Source organism: Shimia sp. (assembly GCF_041624275.1).
Classification (GTDB): Bacteria; Pseudomonadota; Alphaproteobacteria; order Rhodobacterales; family Rhodobacteraceae; genus Shimia.
Genome location: NZ_JBFJVE010000055.1, coordinates 1 through 14,700 on the forward strand (window position 1 = coordinate 1; position 14,700 = coordinate 14,700).

Below are 14,700 nucleotides of genomic sequence, written 5' to 3' on the forward strand. Positions count from 1 at the left end.
ATGCGTTCCGTTCTGCGTTTTGCCCGGGGTCTCGCGGCGTCACGGCCCGGGGAGGATTTTTGGTGGTTGACCTTATTTAAGTATTCGCGTACCAATTTACGGTAATAAAGATTGCGAGTGCTGTCAACACGGCTCTCGAGCGGCTTCAGGAGGAAGAACATGCCAACACGCTGGACAATGGTTTCGGGCGAAAAGCCACTGGAGAAAGTGGCCTTCGATCTGCAAGCCCCCGGCCGCGACGAGGTTGTGGTCGAGATCGCGGGCTGTGGTGTCTGCCACACCGATCTCGGCTTTTACTACGACGGGGTGCGCACCAATCAGCCGCTGCCCCTGACCCTTGGGCATGAGATCAGCGGCATTGTCACCGAGACCGGCGAGGACGCGAAGGACTGGCTCGGACAGGCGGTGATCGTGCCGGCGGTGATGCCCTGCGGCGAATGCGATGCCTGCGCCCGCGGCAAGGGCACGATCTGCCGCGCCCAGAAGATGCCGGGCAATGACATCGAGGGCGGGTTTGCCAGCCACATCACGGTGCCGGCGCGCGGGCTGTGCCCGGTCGACACCGACCGGCTGGCCGAGGTCGGCCTGTCGCTGGCCGATGTTTCGGTGGTCGCCGATGCGCTGACCACCCCCTATCAGGCCGCCGTGCAGGCCGGTGTCGGCGCGGGCGATCTGGTGATCGTCAACGGCACCGGCGGGGTCGGCGGCTATGCGGTGCAGGTGGCAGCGGCGATGGGGGCCACGGTGGTGGCCATCGACGTGGTGCCGGAAAAGCTGGCCGCGGTGGGCGAATATGGCGCCGCGCTGACCCTGAATGCGCGCGATTTCGACCCGCGCAGCCTGAAAAAGGAAATCATCGGTTTTGCCAAGGCCAACGGGCTGCGCAGCTCGGAGTGGATCATCATGGAATGCTCGGGCACGGCGGCCGGTCAGGCCGCGGCCTTTGGCCTCTTGAACCACGGCGCCACCATGTGCGTCGTCGGCTTCACCATGGACAAGCTGGAAGTGCGCCTGTCGAACCTGATGGCCTTCCATGCCCGCCTGCTGGGCAACTGGGGCTGCCCGCCCGAACTGTATCCCGGTGCGCTGGAACTGGTGACCAGCGGCAAGGTCAAGCTTTTGCCCTTCGTCGAACAGCGCCCGCTTGATGACATCAACGAGGTTTTCCAGGCCGTGCATGACGGCAAGCTGGTGCGCCGGCAGATCCTCGTGCCCGCCGAATAAAGGAGTTATGATATGAACTATGCCAAGTTTGATTTCGTCTCGCACGATCTGGTGTCCGACGTCACCCGCGAAGGCATCACCGATCAGGTGATCTTTGAAAAACGCCCGGCCAAGCTGCCGGACGGCTCGATCGCCGAGGGGCTCTACAACGCCTGGATCATTCTCAACAACCCGGCGCAGTACAATTCCTATACCACCGACATGGTGAAATCGGTGATCCTTGCCTTCCGCGCCGCCTCGAACATGCGCGACGTCAACGCGGTGGTCTTCACCGCCGCCGGCGACAAGGCCTTCTGCACCGGCGGCAACACCAAGGAATACGCCGAATACTATGCCGGGCGCCCGCATGAGTACCGCCAGTACATGCGCCTGTTCAAGGACATGGTCTCGGCCATTCTGGGCTGCGACAAGCCGGTGATCTGCCGGGTCAACGGCATGCGCATCGGCGGTGGCCAGGAGATCGGCATGGCCTGCGACTTCTCGGTCGCCCAGGACATGGCGCGCTTTGGTCAGGCCGGCCCGAAACACGGCTCGGCGGCGATCGGCGGCTCGACCGACTTCCTGCCGGTGATGATCGGCTGCGAACAGGCGATGGTCTCGGGCACGCTCTGCGAAAGCTTCACCGCCCAGAAGGCGATGCGGCTGGGCATCCTGACCGACATCGTGCCGGGGATGAAGGTGGACGGCAAATATGTCGCCAACCCGCTGGTCGAGACCCGCATGATTACCGACGAATGGGGCCGCATCCTTCACGGCGAGATGAAGACCGGCGAGGCGCTGGCCGAGGGCAAGGAGCTGATGAAACGCGGCGAGATGGACCTCAGCGCGCTGGATGACAAGGTCGAGGAACTGTGCAGCAAGCTGCTGCTGACCTTCCCCGACTGCACCACGAAATCGGTGGAGGAGCTGCGCAAGCCCAAGCTGAACGCATGGAACGCCAACAAGGAAAACAGCCGCGCCTGGCTGGGTGGCAACATGATGACCGAGGCCAATATGGGCTTCCGCGCCTTCAACGAGGGCAACCGCGAGGTGGGCCGCGAGATCGATTTCGCGCTGCTGCGCAAGGAACTGGCCGAGGGCGCCAAATGGACCCCGGACTATATCGACTCGATGATGCCGGGTGTGCGCAAATGAGCGCAGTGCTTGGCATAAGGCATGACCTCGACGGGGCCCTGCTGCGGTTGAAGCTCAACCGTCCGAAGGCCAATATCGTCGATGCCGAGATGATCGCGGCGCTGGACGGGGCGCTGGCCGCCCATGAGGGCGACGGCGATCTCAAGGCGGTGCTGATCGAGGCCGAGGGGCCGCATTTCAGCTTTGGCGCCTCGGTCGAGGAGCACCTGCCCGAGAGCTGCGAGGCGATGCTGAAATCGCTGCACGCGCTGGTGCGCCGGATGCTGGAGTTCCCGCTGCCGGTGCTGGTCGCGGTGCGCGGCCAGTGTCTGGGCGGCGGGCTGGAAGTGGCGATGGCGGGGCATATGATCTTTGCCACCTCCAGCGCCAGTCTGGGCCAGCCCGAGATGATGCTGGGGGTGTTCGCCCCGGCGGCCTCCTGCCTCTTGCCGGGCCGGGTGGGTCAGGCCGCGGCCGAAGACCTGCTGTATTCCGGCCGCTCTGTGAGCGGGGCGGAGGCAGGCGAGATGGGGCTGGTCGACACCGTCGCCGAAGCCCCGGAAGCCGCCGCCGTCGCCTGGGTCGAAACCCATCTCAAACCGAAAAGCGCAAGCTCTTTGCGCATGGCTGTCCGGGCCGCGCGGGCCGGCTATTGCCGGCAGGTGATGGCCCGTCTGAACGAGGTCGAAGACCTTTATCTCAACGATCTGATGTCAACCCGTGACGCGGTCGAGGGCCTCGAGGCCTTCATCGCCAAACGCCCAGCAAAGTGGGAAAACAGATGACGAAAACAACATCCGAAATCGTCGCGCGCTGTGAAGCGATCTACGAAGACCTGAATTTCACCGCTGCCCGCGAATGGAAAGACGCCGAAGAGGGCCGCAAGGTGATCGGCTACATGCCGATCTATATCCCGCGCGAGCTGATCCATGCCGCCGGCATGCTGCCGCTGGGGATCATGGGCGGGGGCGACAATCTCGAGGTGATCCACGGCGACGCCTATTACCAGAGCTATATCTGCCGCATCCCGCGTTCGACCATCGAGCTGGGCATTTCGGGCCGTCTGGATTTCGTCGACGGCATGCTGTTCCCGTCGATCTGCGACGTGATCCGCAACCTGTCGGGGATGTGGAAGATGCTGTTCCCCGACACCTATGCGAAATATTTCGACGTGCCTCAGACCTATGAAGACGAGGTTGGCGGCACTTTCTATGTCGGCGAGATGCGCGAACTGCTGGAAGATCTCGAGAAGATCGCCGGGCGCAAGATCAGCGACGACGACATCCGCAACTCGATCGCGGTCTACAACGAGAACCGCCGCCTGGTGAACGAGCTTTACGCGCTGCGCGCCCAGATCCCGTGGCAGGCGCCGGCTTCGGAGGCCTATCTGGTGATCCGCGCCGGGCTGGTTCTGCCGGTGGAAGAGCACAGCGCGCTGCTGCGCGACTATATCGCCGCTGCCCGCGCCGAAGAGCGTCCGATCAAGGACAATTCCAAGGTCGTGGTCACCGGCATGTTCTGCGAACAGCCGCCCTTGAACCTCATCAAGTCGCTGGAGCTGTCGGGCTGCTACGTGGTCGACGACGACTTCATGCTGGTCAGCCGCTGGCTGATAGGCGATGTGCCGACCGAGGGCGATCCGGTCCACAACCTCAGCCAGGCCTTCCTGCATCATTCGATGTCGACGGCGGCCAAATACGAGCCCAGCCAGGAGGAGAAGGGCCAGTTCCTGGTCCGCGCGGTGCGCGACAGCGGCGCCGAGGGGGTGATCTTTGCCTCGACCAGCTTCTGCGACCCGGCCCTGCTGGACCGGCCGATGTTGCAGAACGTGCTGAAGGAGGCCGACATCCCCTACATCGCGTTCAAATACGCCGAGAATTCAGGACAGATGCAGCCGATCCGTGAACAGGCGGGCACATTTGTCGATTCAATCAAATTGTGGAGCGCAGCATGAAACCTTCGATTGTGAAAGCCCAGCCCGCGGACGTCCTCAAGGACGCCTCGATGATCAAGCAGAAACAGATGATGGCGGCGCATTACGACCGCCTGACCAGCGCCCCGCAGACCGGGGAAAAGGTGGCCTCGACCTTCGTGCCGGGCAACCTCAACGAGCTCATCATGTGTTTCGATCTGGTCAACAACCTGCCCGAGGTCAACGCCATCCAGTCCGGCCTGCGCAAACAGTCGGGCCAGTACATCATGGAAGCCGAGCGTGCCGGCCATTCGGAAGATGTCTGCACCTATGTGAAATCCGACATCGGCATGATGATGAAGGGCAATATCGGCCCCAACGGCAAGGAACTGCCGAAGCCCGATGTGCTGCTGTTGTCCTATACCGGCTGTTTCACCTTCCTGAAATGGTTCGAGCTGCTGCGCGAGCAGTACAAATGCCCGACCATCTTCCTGCAGACCCCCTATATGGCTGACGGCAAAGTGACGCCGAACATGATCCAGTACATGGTCAAGCAGTTCAAGGAGACGGTGATTCCGACCCTCGAGGAGGTCTCGGGCGTCAAGTTCGACATCGACCGTCTGCGCGAGTACCTGAAGAAGTCGGCCCAGGCCGAGGACGATCTGGTCTATATCCTGCAGACCGGCAAGAACAAGCCCTCGCCGATCGACGCCTATTTCGGCGGCATCTATTACATCGGGCCGATCTTCGGCGCCTTCCGGGGCACCGATGACGCCATCGACTACTACAAGTTCCTGCGCGAGGAAGTGGACGAGCGCCTGCTGAAGGGGCTTGGCCCGGTGACGCCGGACGGACCGATGGGCGAGGAGAAATACCGGCTCGTCGTCGAGGGCCCGCCGAACTACACCTCGTTCCGCCAGTTCTGGAAGATGTTCTACGAAGAGGGCGCCACGGTCGTCGCCTCGTCCTATACCAAGGTCGGCGGCACCTATGACTACGGCTTCCGCCACGATCCCGACCGGCCGCTCGAGTCGCTGGCCGAATACTGCCTCGGGGTCTACACCAACCGCAGCCTGCCGATGCGCATCGACATGCTGACCGACTATATCAACGAGTACGAGGCCGACGGGCTGCTGATCAACTCGATCAAGAGCTGCAACAGCTTCTCGGCCGGGCAGCTGCTGATCATGCGAGAGGTCGAGAAACGCACCGGCAAACCGGCGGCCTTCGTCGAGACCGACCTGGTCGACCCGCGCTATTTCTCGGCGGCCAACGTCAAGAACCGCCTCGAGAGCTACTTCCAGATGGTGGAACAGAAACGCAGCGGAAAAGGAGTGGCGGCATGAAGACCTTCGTAGGCATCGACCTCGGCTCGACGACCACCAAAGCGGTGATGATGGACGAGAACGAGCAAATCCTCGGCCGGGGCATCACCAACTCGCGTTCGAACTATGAAACCGCCTGTTCGGTGGCCACCGAAGAGGCCAAGATCGACGCGCGTTTCACCCTGTTCCGCCGCGAGTTCGGCGCGGCCGGAGAGCTGGACGAACAGGTCGAGGAATTCCTCGCCGCGCTGGAACGTTCGTTCCGGCTCGAGCAGTTCCTCGAACAGCTCGCCGATCTCGAGGAGACCTGCGTCCGGCTGGTGCGCGGCGAGCGTTTCGAAAAGATCGGCGACGGCGTCAAGGCGGCGCTGCACGAGGTCTTCCGGCGCCTGCGCGAAGAGGCCCCGGCGCTTTACGCCCCGGATGCCGACCGCAAGTCGGACTTCTTCCGCGACATCGCCGGATCGCGCTATCTGGCGGTGGCCGAAGAGGTCGGCCGCGAGGCCGGGATTTCCTATGACGTGCTGCTCAACATCTATGACAAGTCGATCATCGCGGTCGAGAACCGCCCGCCCTCGGGCAAGCTGAACGAGAAGTTCAAGAATGCGCTTCAGCGGGTCTCGAAGGAGGACAGCGGCGCCGCGACGGTGCTTGGCGAAAAGGCCGAACACGCGCTGGGGATCGAACTGGAAGAGACCTATACCGTGGGCACCGGCTATGGCCGGGTGACGCTGCCGTTTTCCAAGGAGCATATCCGCTCGGAGATCCTGTGCCACGGGCTGGGGGCGCATATGATGTACCCCAACACCCGCACCGTGCTGGACATCGGCGGCCAGGACACCAAGGGCATTCAGGTCAATGCCGACGGCATTGTCGAGAACTTCCAGATGAATGATCGCTGTGCCGCCGGCACCGGCCGCTATCTGGGCTATATCGCCGACGAGATGAACATGGGCCTGCACGAGCTGGGGCCGATGGCGATGAAGTCGAAAAAGCCGGCGCGGATCAACTCGACCTGCACCGTCTTTGCCGGCGCCGAGCTGCGCGACCGGCTGGCGCTGGGTGAATCGCGCGAGGACATCCTCGCCGGTCTGCACCGGGCGATCATCCTGCGCTCGATGTCGATCCTGTCGCGCTCGGGCGGGGTGGCCGACCAGCTGACCTTTACCGGCGGCGTGGCCAAGAACAACGCCGCGGTGCGCGAGTTGAAGAAACTGGTGTTCGAGAACTACGGCGAGGTGCAGATCAATATCGACCCGGACTCGATCTATACTGGCGCGCTTGGCGCTTCCGAGTTCGCGCGCCGCGCGGCTCATGGCAGAATTGAAGGAGTGGACGCATGACACTGGCAGCAGGAATTGATGTCGGCACGGGGGTCGTCAAGGCGGTGATCTTCCGCGTCGAGGACGGCAAGGAGAACTGGCTGTCGAAGTGCAGCATCCGCATCCGCTCGCGCGATCCGATGGTGCTGGCCCGCGAGGCCTTCGACCAGGCTCTGGAAGATGCCGGGGTCAAGGAAGAGGATATCGACTATGTCGCCACCACCGGCGAGGGCGAGGCGATCCCCTTCCATACCGGGCACTTCTATTCGATGACCAGCCACGCGCGCGGCGCCCAGTTCCTCAACCCCGAGACCGGCGCCATCCTCGACAGCGGCGCGCTGCACGGCCGGGCGATGATCATCGACGACAAGGGCAAGGTCACCAACTACAAGATGACCAGCCAATGCGCCTCGGGTTCGGGCCAGTTCCTCGAGAACATCGCCCGCTATCTCGGCATTGCCCAGGACGAGATCGGCACCCTGTCGGTGCAGGGCGACGACCCCGAGGAAGTGTCGTCGATCTGCGCCGTTCTGGCCGAGACCGACGTCATCAACATGGTGTCGCGCGGCATCAGCGCGCCGAACATTCTCAAGGGCATCCACCTGTCGATGGCAAGCCGCCTGGCGCGGCTGCTGAAGTCGATCGGCGTCAAGGACGACGTCATCATGATGACCGGCGGCATGGGGCTGGACGAGGGCCTGTGCGAGGCGCTGCGCGAGAGCCTGGCCAAGATGAAGGGCATGGACGGCGCCACCGTCGTCAACCACCCGGACTCGATCTATGCCGGCGCCATCGGGGCCGCGCTGTGGGGCGCGTTCCGCTATGACAAGCTCGCCGCCAGCGGGCAAATGCTCAAGGCATCCTGAAGATCAGAGAGGAGACTAAGACATGGCACTGATGATTGTAGACCCCTGCACCGCCTGCGACGCCTGCGAGCCGGTGTGCCCCAACGAGGCGATCAGCGAGGGCGATCCCTTTTACGTCATCGACCCGATGAAATGCACCGAATGCGTCGGCGAGGAAGACGAGCCCCAGTGCAAGCTGGTCTGCCCCGAAGCCTGCATCGTTCCCAACCCCGACTGGGAGGAAACCCAGGAGGAGTTGCAGGCCAAATACGACGCCCTGCAATAGGGCGCGCGCCCCCTTCCACGGCATCTGCGGGCCGGGCTTTTCAGAGCCCGGCCCGTTTGCTTTTCCGTGCGCCCTGTGGCGGGCCGGCATGCCCCTGCCCCGCGCCCAAGCCCAAGCCCCGCTGGTGAGCCGACAAAAAAGACCCCCCGCGCCGCTTGGGCCGGGGGGCAGTGGGGGACCTTCTGACGAATACTGTTGGAGGGATCAGAAGGACTTGGATAGGGCGATGCGCTGTGCCTTGGAGAAGCCGACGGCGCTGAAATAGCTGACCAGCGCGGCGTCGTTCCAGTCGGCCTCGGTGCGCACCGAGTCGACCTGCAGCGCCGAAAGGTTGCTCATCAGCTTGGCCATCAGCGCGTGGCCGATGCCCTTGCCGTGATAGCCGGGATCGACGCCGATCGAATCCATCACCGCCTCGGTGCTGGTGCGGCCGAACTCGCCGTAATCGACCCGCGCCATGATGAAGCCCACCGGGTAGCCGTCCTGTTCGGCGACCAGCGACACCCGGATGCCGGAATGGGTCAGGTTCTCTTCCTGGCGCAGGGCGTAGTAGTCGGAGCGCTCGTAGCCGGTGTTCTTGGCGTCGATCGAGATGATCCTGCCGAGGTCGTCCTCGGTCATCGAACGCACCGGCACACGGTCGTTCGAGAGCGCGTTCTCGGCATCGCCGTCGGGCGAGCTGAAGTCGACCTCGTCCATGGCATCCTCGGGCAGGTCCTCGAGGTGCTGGGGCAGTTCGCTGGTCGGGCGGGTAAGCACGATGCCGGGCGCCATGCGAAACCCGGCATGGGCGAAGAAGCTGAGCACCGGCCATTGTTCCCAGTTGATCTGGCTGGTCAGCTGGCTGACGCCCTTGCGGCGCAGCACCGCCTCGACCTCGTCGAGGATCTTCTGGCCCAGCCCCTGCATGCCGCGATCGGCTTCGACGCCGATGGCATCCAGCGAGGCACAGGCGCCGGGCTTGCCGAACTCGCCGCTGACCAACTTGGCGAAGGCGAAGCCGACCAGCCGGTCGAGGCGGTCGCCGTCATAGGCGCCGACGAAGACATAGTCGCGGGGGAAGTTGATTACCGCCATCAGCCGCTTTTCGAAATAGCCGCGCCGCGACACGCCGGTGGCGGCCTTGTCGATCGCCACCACCGCGTCGAGGTCTTCGGGCGACAGGGGTTTGACGGTGATGTTTTCAAGCGTTTCGGTCATGATATCCTCGGCTCTGGTCAATGGGCGTCCGCATAGGCGGTCGACAGTTCCATGTCGGTTTCGGGGTCGAGCAGATCCTCGAGCGCCGGCAGAAGCGCCATTTCCTCTTTCTGGATATGGGCCAGCATGCGTTCGATCAGCTCGGCGGCAGTGTTGCGAAAGGTGGTCCAGCTGGCGTCGGTGAAGCCGTTTTCCAACGCCTCGCGGGCCATTTCGGCCACCGACTGCCCAAGCGGCAACAGCGCCTGATGCTCGCCGCGCAGGTGCATGCCGATGCCGACGTCGCCCATCTCTTCGAGACGGGTGAACAGTTCGTTTTCCTCGAAGGCGAAATGCTCCGAGACCTCTTCCTCGATGGCGCCGCCGGCGTTGCGCAGGGTCTTCTGCACCATCGGGTCGCCGACGTCCGGCGCCTTTTTCTTGGCCTTTGCGATCAGCTGGTCGAGGGATTCGATCACCGCCACCGTGGCCTGGTGATCCTCGTGAAGGAGTTGGGCAGTGCGGCGCGAAAAGCTCATCCGGGTCAGTCCTCCTGCGGGATTTCGGGATATTTAGTTATTTCAGTACTACAATACCTATTTAAGCTTGGCAAGAGCCGAGTCGCCCCCGGCGGGCGGCTTTGGCTCAACCTGCGGCGCCGGGTTTTGCCAGCTTCGTCGCCACCGTCACCGCAAAGACCGCGAAGGCGAGGCCCCCAACACCGCCCAGCGCCGCCCCGGCCTGCACCAGCAGGGTCAGATCGGCGAGGATTCCGGCGCTGCACAGGGCCAGCGCGGCGATGTGGCAGGCGGCATGCAGCTTCAGCGGCCCCTCGGCGGTGAGATCCGACAACAGCGGCGGCAGGCCCGACTTCCCGGCCGCATGCATCGAGGCCAGGAAGGGCATGATGCGTTGCAGCACCCCGGTGAGAAAGGTCAGCAGCCAGCCGGCGACCAGCAGGAACCCGGTCAGCGCCGGGGCATTGGGAATCCCCAGATCGGCCAGGGTCAGGGCGGCGAGCAGCAGCGTCGCCGCCAGCAGCCCCCAGGACAGGCGCATCATCACGAAGGGCAGGCCCAGACGCTTGCGCATCGAGGTGGTGAGCGCGCTGCGCATCAGCCAGAGATAGCAGCCGGCGGCGCCGGTGGCGCAGGCCAGCGCCGCCCATTTCAGCGCCGCCACCTGCCACAGCGTGCCCAGCGCGAACAGCCCCAGCCCCAGCCCGGCCAGCGCCGCCTGCGCCCATCCCGGCCCGGCGGGCAGGCTGCGCGACAAAACGAACATCGGGATCAGCACCAGGCTGAGCCCGATCGCCAGCACCCCCATGAAGCCAAAGCCCGCCACCACCATATGCAGCTGGGCCAGCCCGGCGTGATCGGCAAGAAAGCCGCCGTCGAAATCGCGGATCAGCAGGCTGCCCAGCGCCACCAGCGCCACCAGCGCCGCCAGTGCCAGCCAGCCATGGGCATTGACCACCGGAATGCCCCCGGAGCGGCGCAGGTTGTCGGCGGTGAGCAGCGCGAAGACCGCCAGCCCCGCGGTTGCCAGATCGGCGCCGATCTGCATCGTGACCGGCTCGAACCCGGCCATGCCCCAGGTCATCGCGACGATGCCGGGCAGCAGCAGCCAGAAACTGAGCCGGGCCGGCCAGTCGCGGGCCAGGGGGCGGCGGGTGACCACCGGCAGCAATTGATAGCTGGCGCCGATCGCGGTCATTGCCAGCACCCCCAGCGTCGCCAGGTGGATCGCGGCCAGCACCGGCCCGGGCCCGCCGCGATAGCCGGCAAGCTGGTCGGCGCCCCAGAACAGCGCCGCCCAGGCCAGCACCTGAAACCCCGCCGCAGCAAGGAAAAAGCGGAACGGCACCGAGGCCGGCAGCAGCCGGTCCTGGGCGCCGCCGAGAAAGCTTCCGGGCATGGTCATGGCGTTTTCCTCAGTACCAGCTGCACCTCGGTCGCGGTGCGTTTGGCGTAGTCATAGCTCCAGCCGCGTTCGGCCAGTTCAGGAAAGAGATGCACCGGGTTGCGGTCGAGATGGGCGGTGACCGGGCCGCTCTGCCCCACCTGTTCGAGATGCCACAGGATGGCCACCAGCGGGTCGGGCGGATGCAGACCGCGGGTGTCGACATGCAGCCCGTCCGGGGCCTGCCAGGAAGAGCCGGGCACCTCGTCCGGGGTCATCGCAGCGCCCTGGCCATCCGGATCGCGGTCGCGGCGGCAGACAGCCGGCGGTAGTGCGGGGCGATTGTCGTGGTGCGCTGGGGCGAGACCGCCTTTTGCACCGCCTTGCCCAGCGCGCTGAAAAAGGCCTCGGCGTCCTCATTGGGGGTCAGCGGCGCATCGATCGGCACCAGCACCGGCATCGAATTGGTGCCGGTGACCGCGACCCGGAACCGGGCGCTGCCGTCGGCGTCACTCACGCGCGCCACGGCGACCCCGGCAAGCGGGAAGTCGATCGAATCGCGGACCCGGATCTTGCCGTAATCCGAGACCGCGCCGGGCGCCGGCAGGTGCACCGCGACGACGATCTCGCCGGCGATCAGCTTCAGGTGATCGGCCCCGTCCTCCTGATAGAACTCGGCCAGCGGCATCCGCCGCGTGCCGGCGGCGCTGGCAAGCTCGATCTCGGCCCCGTGCACCATCAGCGCCGGGGCGAGATCGCCGCTGTAGGCGGCCCGGCAGCGGTTGCCATTGGGCGCCACATGGCAGGTGTCGCCGCGATATTTCAGACAGAAGGCGTTGGATTTGCGCCACCAGTGGCTCTGGTTGTAATAGAGGCAGCGGGTGTCCAGACAGAGGTTGCCCCCCAGCGTCGCCACGCTGCGATGGGTGGGGCCGGCAACCTGGGCGGCGGCGCGCACCAGCGCCGGGTAGTCGCGGGCCAGTTCGGCGTCGGCCTCGATGGTGGCCAGGGTGACGCCGGCGCCGATCCGCAGCCCCTCCCCGGCCGGCGCGATCTGTTGCAGTTCAGCCAGCCCGCTGATGTCGATCAGCATGGCGGTCTCGGACAGCCCCAGGCGCAGCTGCACCACCATGTCGGTGCCCCCGGCGCAGATCACGGCGTTGCTGTTGTCGCCGAACGCCGCCAGCGCCTGATCGAGGTCGGTCGGAATCAGCAGTTCGAATTGCGGCAGTACCTCGGTCATTGGGCGGCCTCCTTGCGAGCCTGGGCACGTTGATACTTGGTCAGCGCCTGAAGAATGCGGTCGGGGGTGAGGGGCAGGAAGTTGACATCCATGCCCACCGCATCGGCCACCGCGTTGACCAGCGCCGGCGGGAAGCCCGACAGCGCGCCTTCACCGGCTTCCTTGGCGCCGAAGGGGCCCAGAGGGTCGATGCTTTCGACGATCTGCACCTCGATGGGCGGCGATTCGGCCATGGTCGGCACCCGGTAATCGGTCAGCGTGGCATGGGTCGGCAGGCCTTCGAGATAGTTGGTCTCTTCGCAGAGCCCCTGCCCCATGCCCATCCAGACCGAGCCTTCGATCTGGCCTTCGACCGCCAAGGGGTTGATCGCATAGCCGCAGTCCAGCGCCGCCCAGACCTTTTCGATGTCGATCTGGCCGGTGTCCTGATCGACGCTGACCTCGACCACCTGCGCGGCATAGGAAAAGCCCATGGTCGAACCGACGGCGCCGCCGCGATGCTTGCCGCCCTGGGCCTCGACCGGGGTCGAGAACGTGCCCTTGACGGTGATCGTGCCCTCTTTGGCCAGCGCCCGGATGGCGACGTCGTGGAAGGGCAGTTCCGACTGGCTGCTGCCCTTGACGAAGAAGGTCTCGGCTTCGCAATCGACCTCGTCCGGGGCCACGTCGAGCAGGTCGGCGGCGGCGTCGATCAGCTTGGCGCGCAGGGCCTTGGCGGCCTCGATCGCGGCATTGCCGACCATGAAGGTGACGCGGCTTGAGTAGGAACCGTTGTCCTTGGGGGTGATGACAGAATCATTGGTGACAACGCGCACCCGGTCCAGGTCGATGCTCATGATCTCGGCGGCGGCCAGCGCCACGATGGTGGTCGACCCCTGACCGATGTCCGAGGCCCCGGTCAGCACCGTCACCGAGCCGTCGAAATCAAGCTTCATCGACACCACCGCATGCGGCTCTCCGGTCCAGTGCACCGGCTTGGCGGCCCCCGAGACGTAATGCGAACAGGCCATGCCCAGCCCGCGCCCCGCCGGCAGGGTGCCACGGCGCTCGGCCCAGCCCGAGGCGGCCTCGACCTTGTCGAGACATTCATCCAGCCCGTAGGAATTGATCATCAGACCATTGGCGGTGAACAGCGGCGCCTCTAGCAGATTGGCGCGGCGCACGGCAAAGGGGTCAAGCCCCAATTCGCGCGCCATACGGTCCAAGAGCGCCTCGAAAGCGTGGCGCACATCCACCGTGCCATGGCCGCGCATGGCACCGCAGGGCGGCTGGTTGGTATAGACCCGGTAGCCGTCATATTTGATGTTGGCGATATCATAGAGCCCGTGCAGCAGCGCCCCGGCATAGAGAATGGTGACGATACCATAGCCGGCATAGGCGCCGCCGCTCATCACCGCCTCGCATTCGGCGGCGGTGATCTTGCCGGACTTGCTCAGGCCGATCTTCAGTTTCACCTGCGTGTTGGGCCTTCCGCGATGGGTGAGGAAGGTCTCTTCGCGGGTCAGGGTCATCATCACCTTGCCACCGACGGCGCGCGCCAGCAGCGCGGTGATGATCTCGAAGTTCAGCGTCTCGGTGCGGGCGCCGAAACCACCGCCAACAAAGGGTTTGACCACCCGGATTCGCGAACTGTCCATGTCGAGACAGCGCGCCAGCGTCAGATGCACGTAAAAGGGCACCTGGGTCACGGAATGAAAGGTCAGCCGCCGGCGCACCGGGTCGTAGTCGGCCAGCGCCGCGTGGGGCTCCATCTGGGCATGGTTGATCTCGGCGCAGTCAAAGCTTTCCTCGCGCACCAGATCGGCCTCGGCGAACCCCTCGGCGACCGAGCCGAAGCTGTGGTGCACCTCGCGTTCGAGGTTGCCCGGCTTGTCGTCATGCAAGAGCGGCGCATCGCCCTTTCGCGAGTCGGCCGGGGTGTAGCAGGCGGGCAGCTCTTCAAGCTCGAGTTCGATCAGCTCCAGCGCCCGCGCCGCGGTCTCGGCGTCGATGGCCGCCACCGCCGCCACCGGCTCGCCGCGATAGCGGATGCGGTCGCGCGCCATCGGGTATTCGTTCATCGCGATCGGGATCACGCCATAGGTCTTGTCGCAGTCCTGCCCGGTGAGCACCGCATGGACCCCCGGCAGGGCAAGCGCCCGCGAGGTGTCGACCGAGATGATTCGCGCGTGGCTGACCGGGGCGCGCAGGATGCGCCCGACCAGCGCATCGCGGCTGTCGAGATCGGCGGTGTAAAGCGCCTTGCCGGTGACCTTTTCGATACCGTCGACCAGCGGCACCGGGCGGCCGATGGCGGACCTGTCGTGTTTGACGTTCATTTGCGGGCCTCCGCGGCGGCGACCTGCACCG

Annotated in this window: 14 protein-coding genes; 8 read left to right on the forward strand and 6 right to left on the reverse strand. The window is 65.1% G+C overall.

Translation table 11 applies throughout. The annotated features are described in order from the left end of the window. Positions 1-159 precede the first annotated feature (159 nt). Genes had through ABZD10_RS06285 form a run of 8 tightly spaced genes read left to right on the forward strand, consistent with a single transcriptional unit; the run spans position 160 to position 8,027 of the window. Positions 160-1,224 carry a 6-hydroxycyclohex-1-ene-1-carbonyl-CoA dehydrogenase gene (had, locus tag ABZD10_RS06250; protein WP_372885282.1) on the forward strand — a complete coding sequence of 355 codons (1,065 nt, stop codon included), beginning with the start codon at positions 160-162 and terminating at the stop codon, positions 1,222-1,224. Between the two features lie 12 nt (positions 1,225-1,236). Next, positions 1,237-2,358 carry a 6-oxocyclohex-1-ene-1-carbonyl-CoA hydratase gene (gene oah / locus ABZD10_RS06255; RefSeq protein ID WP_372885283.1) on the forward strand — a complete coding sequence of 374 codons (1,122 nt, stop codon included), beginning with the start codon at positions 1,237-1,239 and terminating at the stop codon, positions 2,356-2,358. Further along, positions 2,355-3,122: a cyclohexa-1,5-dienecarbonyl-CoA hydratase gene (locus ABZD10_RS06260; protein WP_372885284.1), complete on the forward strand. Its 768-nt coding sequence runs from the start codon at positions 2,355-2,357 to the stop codon at positions 3,120-3,122. Before oah ends, ABZD10_RS06260 begins: the two co-directional genes overlap by 4 nt. Continuing rightward, positions 3,119-4,291, forward strand: coding sequence for a benzoyl-CoA reductase subunit C (gene bcrC / locus ABZD10_RS06265; RefSeq protein ID WP_372885285.1), 1,173 nt, complete (start codon positions 3,119-3,121; stop codon positions 4,289-4,291). The genes ABZD10_RS06260 and bcrC overlap by 4 nt, the downstream gene beginning before the upstream one ends. Next, positions 4,288-5,595, forward strand: a complete 1,308-nt coding sequence (gene bcrB, locus ABZD10_RS06270; RefSeq protein ID WP_372885286.1) for a benzoyl-CoA reductase subunit B — start codon at positions 4,288-4,290, stop codon at positions 5,593-5,595. The genes bcrC and bcrB overlap by 4 nt, the downstream gene beginning before the upstream one ends. After that, positions 5,592-6,917, forward strand: coding sequence for a benzoyl-CoA reductase subunit A (gene bcrA / locus ABZD10_RS06275; protein ID WP_372885287.1), 1,326 nt, complete (start codon positions 5,592-5,594; stop codon positions 6,915-6,917). Before bcrB ends, bcrA begins: the two co-directional genes overlap by 4 nt. After that, positions 6,914-7,762: a benzoyl-CoA reductase subunit D gene (bcrD, locus tag ABZD10_RS06280; protein ID WP_372885288.1), complete on the forward strand. Its 849-nt coding sequence runs from the start codon at positions 6,914-6,916 to the stop codon at positions 7,760-7,762. The genes bcrA and bcrD overlap by 4 nt, the downstream gene beginning before the upstream one ends. Positions 7,763-7,784: 22 nt before the next feature. Beyond that, positions 7,785-8,027 carry a YfhL family 4Fe-4S dicluster ferredoxin gene (locus ABZD10_RS06285; protein ID WP_372885289.1) on the forward strand — a complete coding sequence of 81 codons (243 nt, stop codon included), beginning with the start codon at positions 7,785-7,787 and terminating at the stop codon, positions 8,025-8,027. Positions 8,028-8,231: 204 nt separating this feature from the next. Here ABZD10_RS06285 and ABZD10_RS06290 read toward each other — a convergent pair whose 3' ends face one another. The 6 genes from ABZD10_RS06290 to hcrA form a co-directional block, all read right to left on the reverse strand. Continuing rightward, positions 8,232-9,227, reverse strand: coding sequence for a GNAT family N-acetyltransferase (locus ABZD10_RS06290; protein WP_372885290.1), 996 nt, complete (start codon positions 9,225-9,227; stop codon positions 8,232-8,234). Between the two features lie 17 nt (positions 9,228-9,244). Continuing rightward, a complete protein-coding gene (locus ABZD10_RS06295) occupies positions 9,245-9,745 on the reverse strand; it encodes a hemerythrin domain-containing protein (protein ID WP_372885291.1) in 501 nt (166 codons plus the stop codon). A 106-nt stretch (positions 9,746-9,851) separates the two neighbouring features. Then, the gene (locus ABZD10_RS06300; protein WP_372885292.1) at positions 9,852-11,129 is read right to left on the reverse strand and encodes a hypothetical protein; all 1,278 of its coding nucleotides are present in this window, start codon (positions 11,127-11,129) and stop codon (positions 9,852-9,854) included. Next, positions 11,126-11,386: a DUF2249 domain-containing protein gene (locus ABZD10_RS06305; RefSeq protein WP_372885293.1), complete on the reverse strand. Its 261-nt coding sequence runs from the start codon at positions 11,384-11,386 to the stop codon at positions 11,126-11,128. Before ABZD10_RS06305 ends, ABZD10_RS06300 begins: the two co-directional genes overlap by 4 nt. Then, positions 11,383-12,351, reverse strand: coding sequence for a 4-hydroxybenzoyl-CoA reductase subunit beta (hcrB, locus tag ABZD10_RS06310; protein ID WP_372885294.1), 969 nt, complete (start codon positions 12,349-12,351; stop codon positions 11,383-11,385). Before hcrB ends, ABZD10_RS06305 begins: the two co-directional genes overlap by 4 nt. Beyond that, positions 12,348-14,669 carry a 4-hydroxybenzoyl-CoA reductase subunit alpha gene (hcrA, locus tag ABZD10_RS06315; protein WP_372885295.1) on the reverse strand — a complete coding sequence of 774 codons (2,322 nt, stop codon included), beginning with the start codon at positions 14,667-14,669 and terminating at the stop codon, positions 12,348-12,350. The genes hcrB and hcrA overlap by 4 nt, the downstream gene beginning before the upstream one ends. Positions 14,670-14,700 lie beyond the last annotated feature (31 nt).

Bases quoted from the DNA above. Each gene is read 5' to 3' on its own strand.
- had (WP_372885282.1), top strand. From the start codon at position 160: ATGCCAACACGCTGGACAATGGTTTCGGGCGAAAAGCCACTGGAGAAA.
- oah (WP_372885283.1), top strand. From the start codon at position 1,237: ATGAACTATGCCAAGTTTGATTTCGTCTCGCACGATCTGGTGTCCGAC.
- bcrB (WP_372885286.1), top strand. From the start codon at position 4,288: ATGAAACCTTCGATTGTGAAAGCCCAGCCCGCGGACGTCCTCAAGGAC.
- bcrC (WP_372885285.1), top strand. From the start codon at position 3,119: ATGACGAAAACAACATCCGAAATCGTCGCGCGCTGTGAAGCGATCTAC.
- ABZD10_RS06290 (WP_372885290.1), bottom strand. From the start codon at position 9,227: ATGACCGAAACGCTTGAAAACATCACCGTCAAACCCCTGTCGCCCGAA.
- hcrA (WP_372885295.1), bottom strand. From the start codon at position 14,669: ATGAACGTCAAACACGACAGGTCCGCCATCGGCCGCCCGGTGCCGCTG.
- ABZD10_RS06300 (WP_372885292.1), bottom strand. From the start codon at position 11,129: ATGACCATGCCCGGAAGCTTTCTCGGCGGCGCCCAGGACCGGCTGCTG.
- ABZD10_RS06305 (WP_372885293.1), bottom strand. From the start codon at position 11,386: ATGACCCCGGACGAGGTGCCCGGCTCTTCCTGGCAGGCCCCGGACGGG.
- bcrA (WP_372885287.1), top strand. From the start codon at position 5,592: ATGAAGACCTTCGTAGGCATCGACCTCGGCTCGACGACCACCAAAGCG.
- hcrB (WP_372885294.1), bottom strand. From the start codon at position 12,351: ATGACCGAGGTACTGCCGCAATTCGAACTGCTGATTCCGACCGACCTC.
- ABZD10_RS06260 (WP_372885284.1), top strand. From the start codon at position 2,355: ATGAGCGCAGTGCTTGGCATAAGGCATGACCTCGACGGGGCCCTGCTG.
- ABZD10_RS06285 (WP_372885289.1), top strand. From the start codon at position 7,785: ATGGCACTGATGATTGTAGACCCCTGCACCGCCTGCGACGCCTGCGAG.
- ABZD10_RS06295 (WP_372885291.1), bottom strand. From the start codon at position 9,745: ATGAGCTTTTCGCGCCGCACTGCCCAACTCCTTCACGAGGATCACCAG.
- bcrD (WP_372885288.1), top strand. From the start codon at position 6,914: ATGACACTGGCAGCAGGAATTGATGTCGGCACGGGGGTCGTCAAGGCG.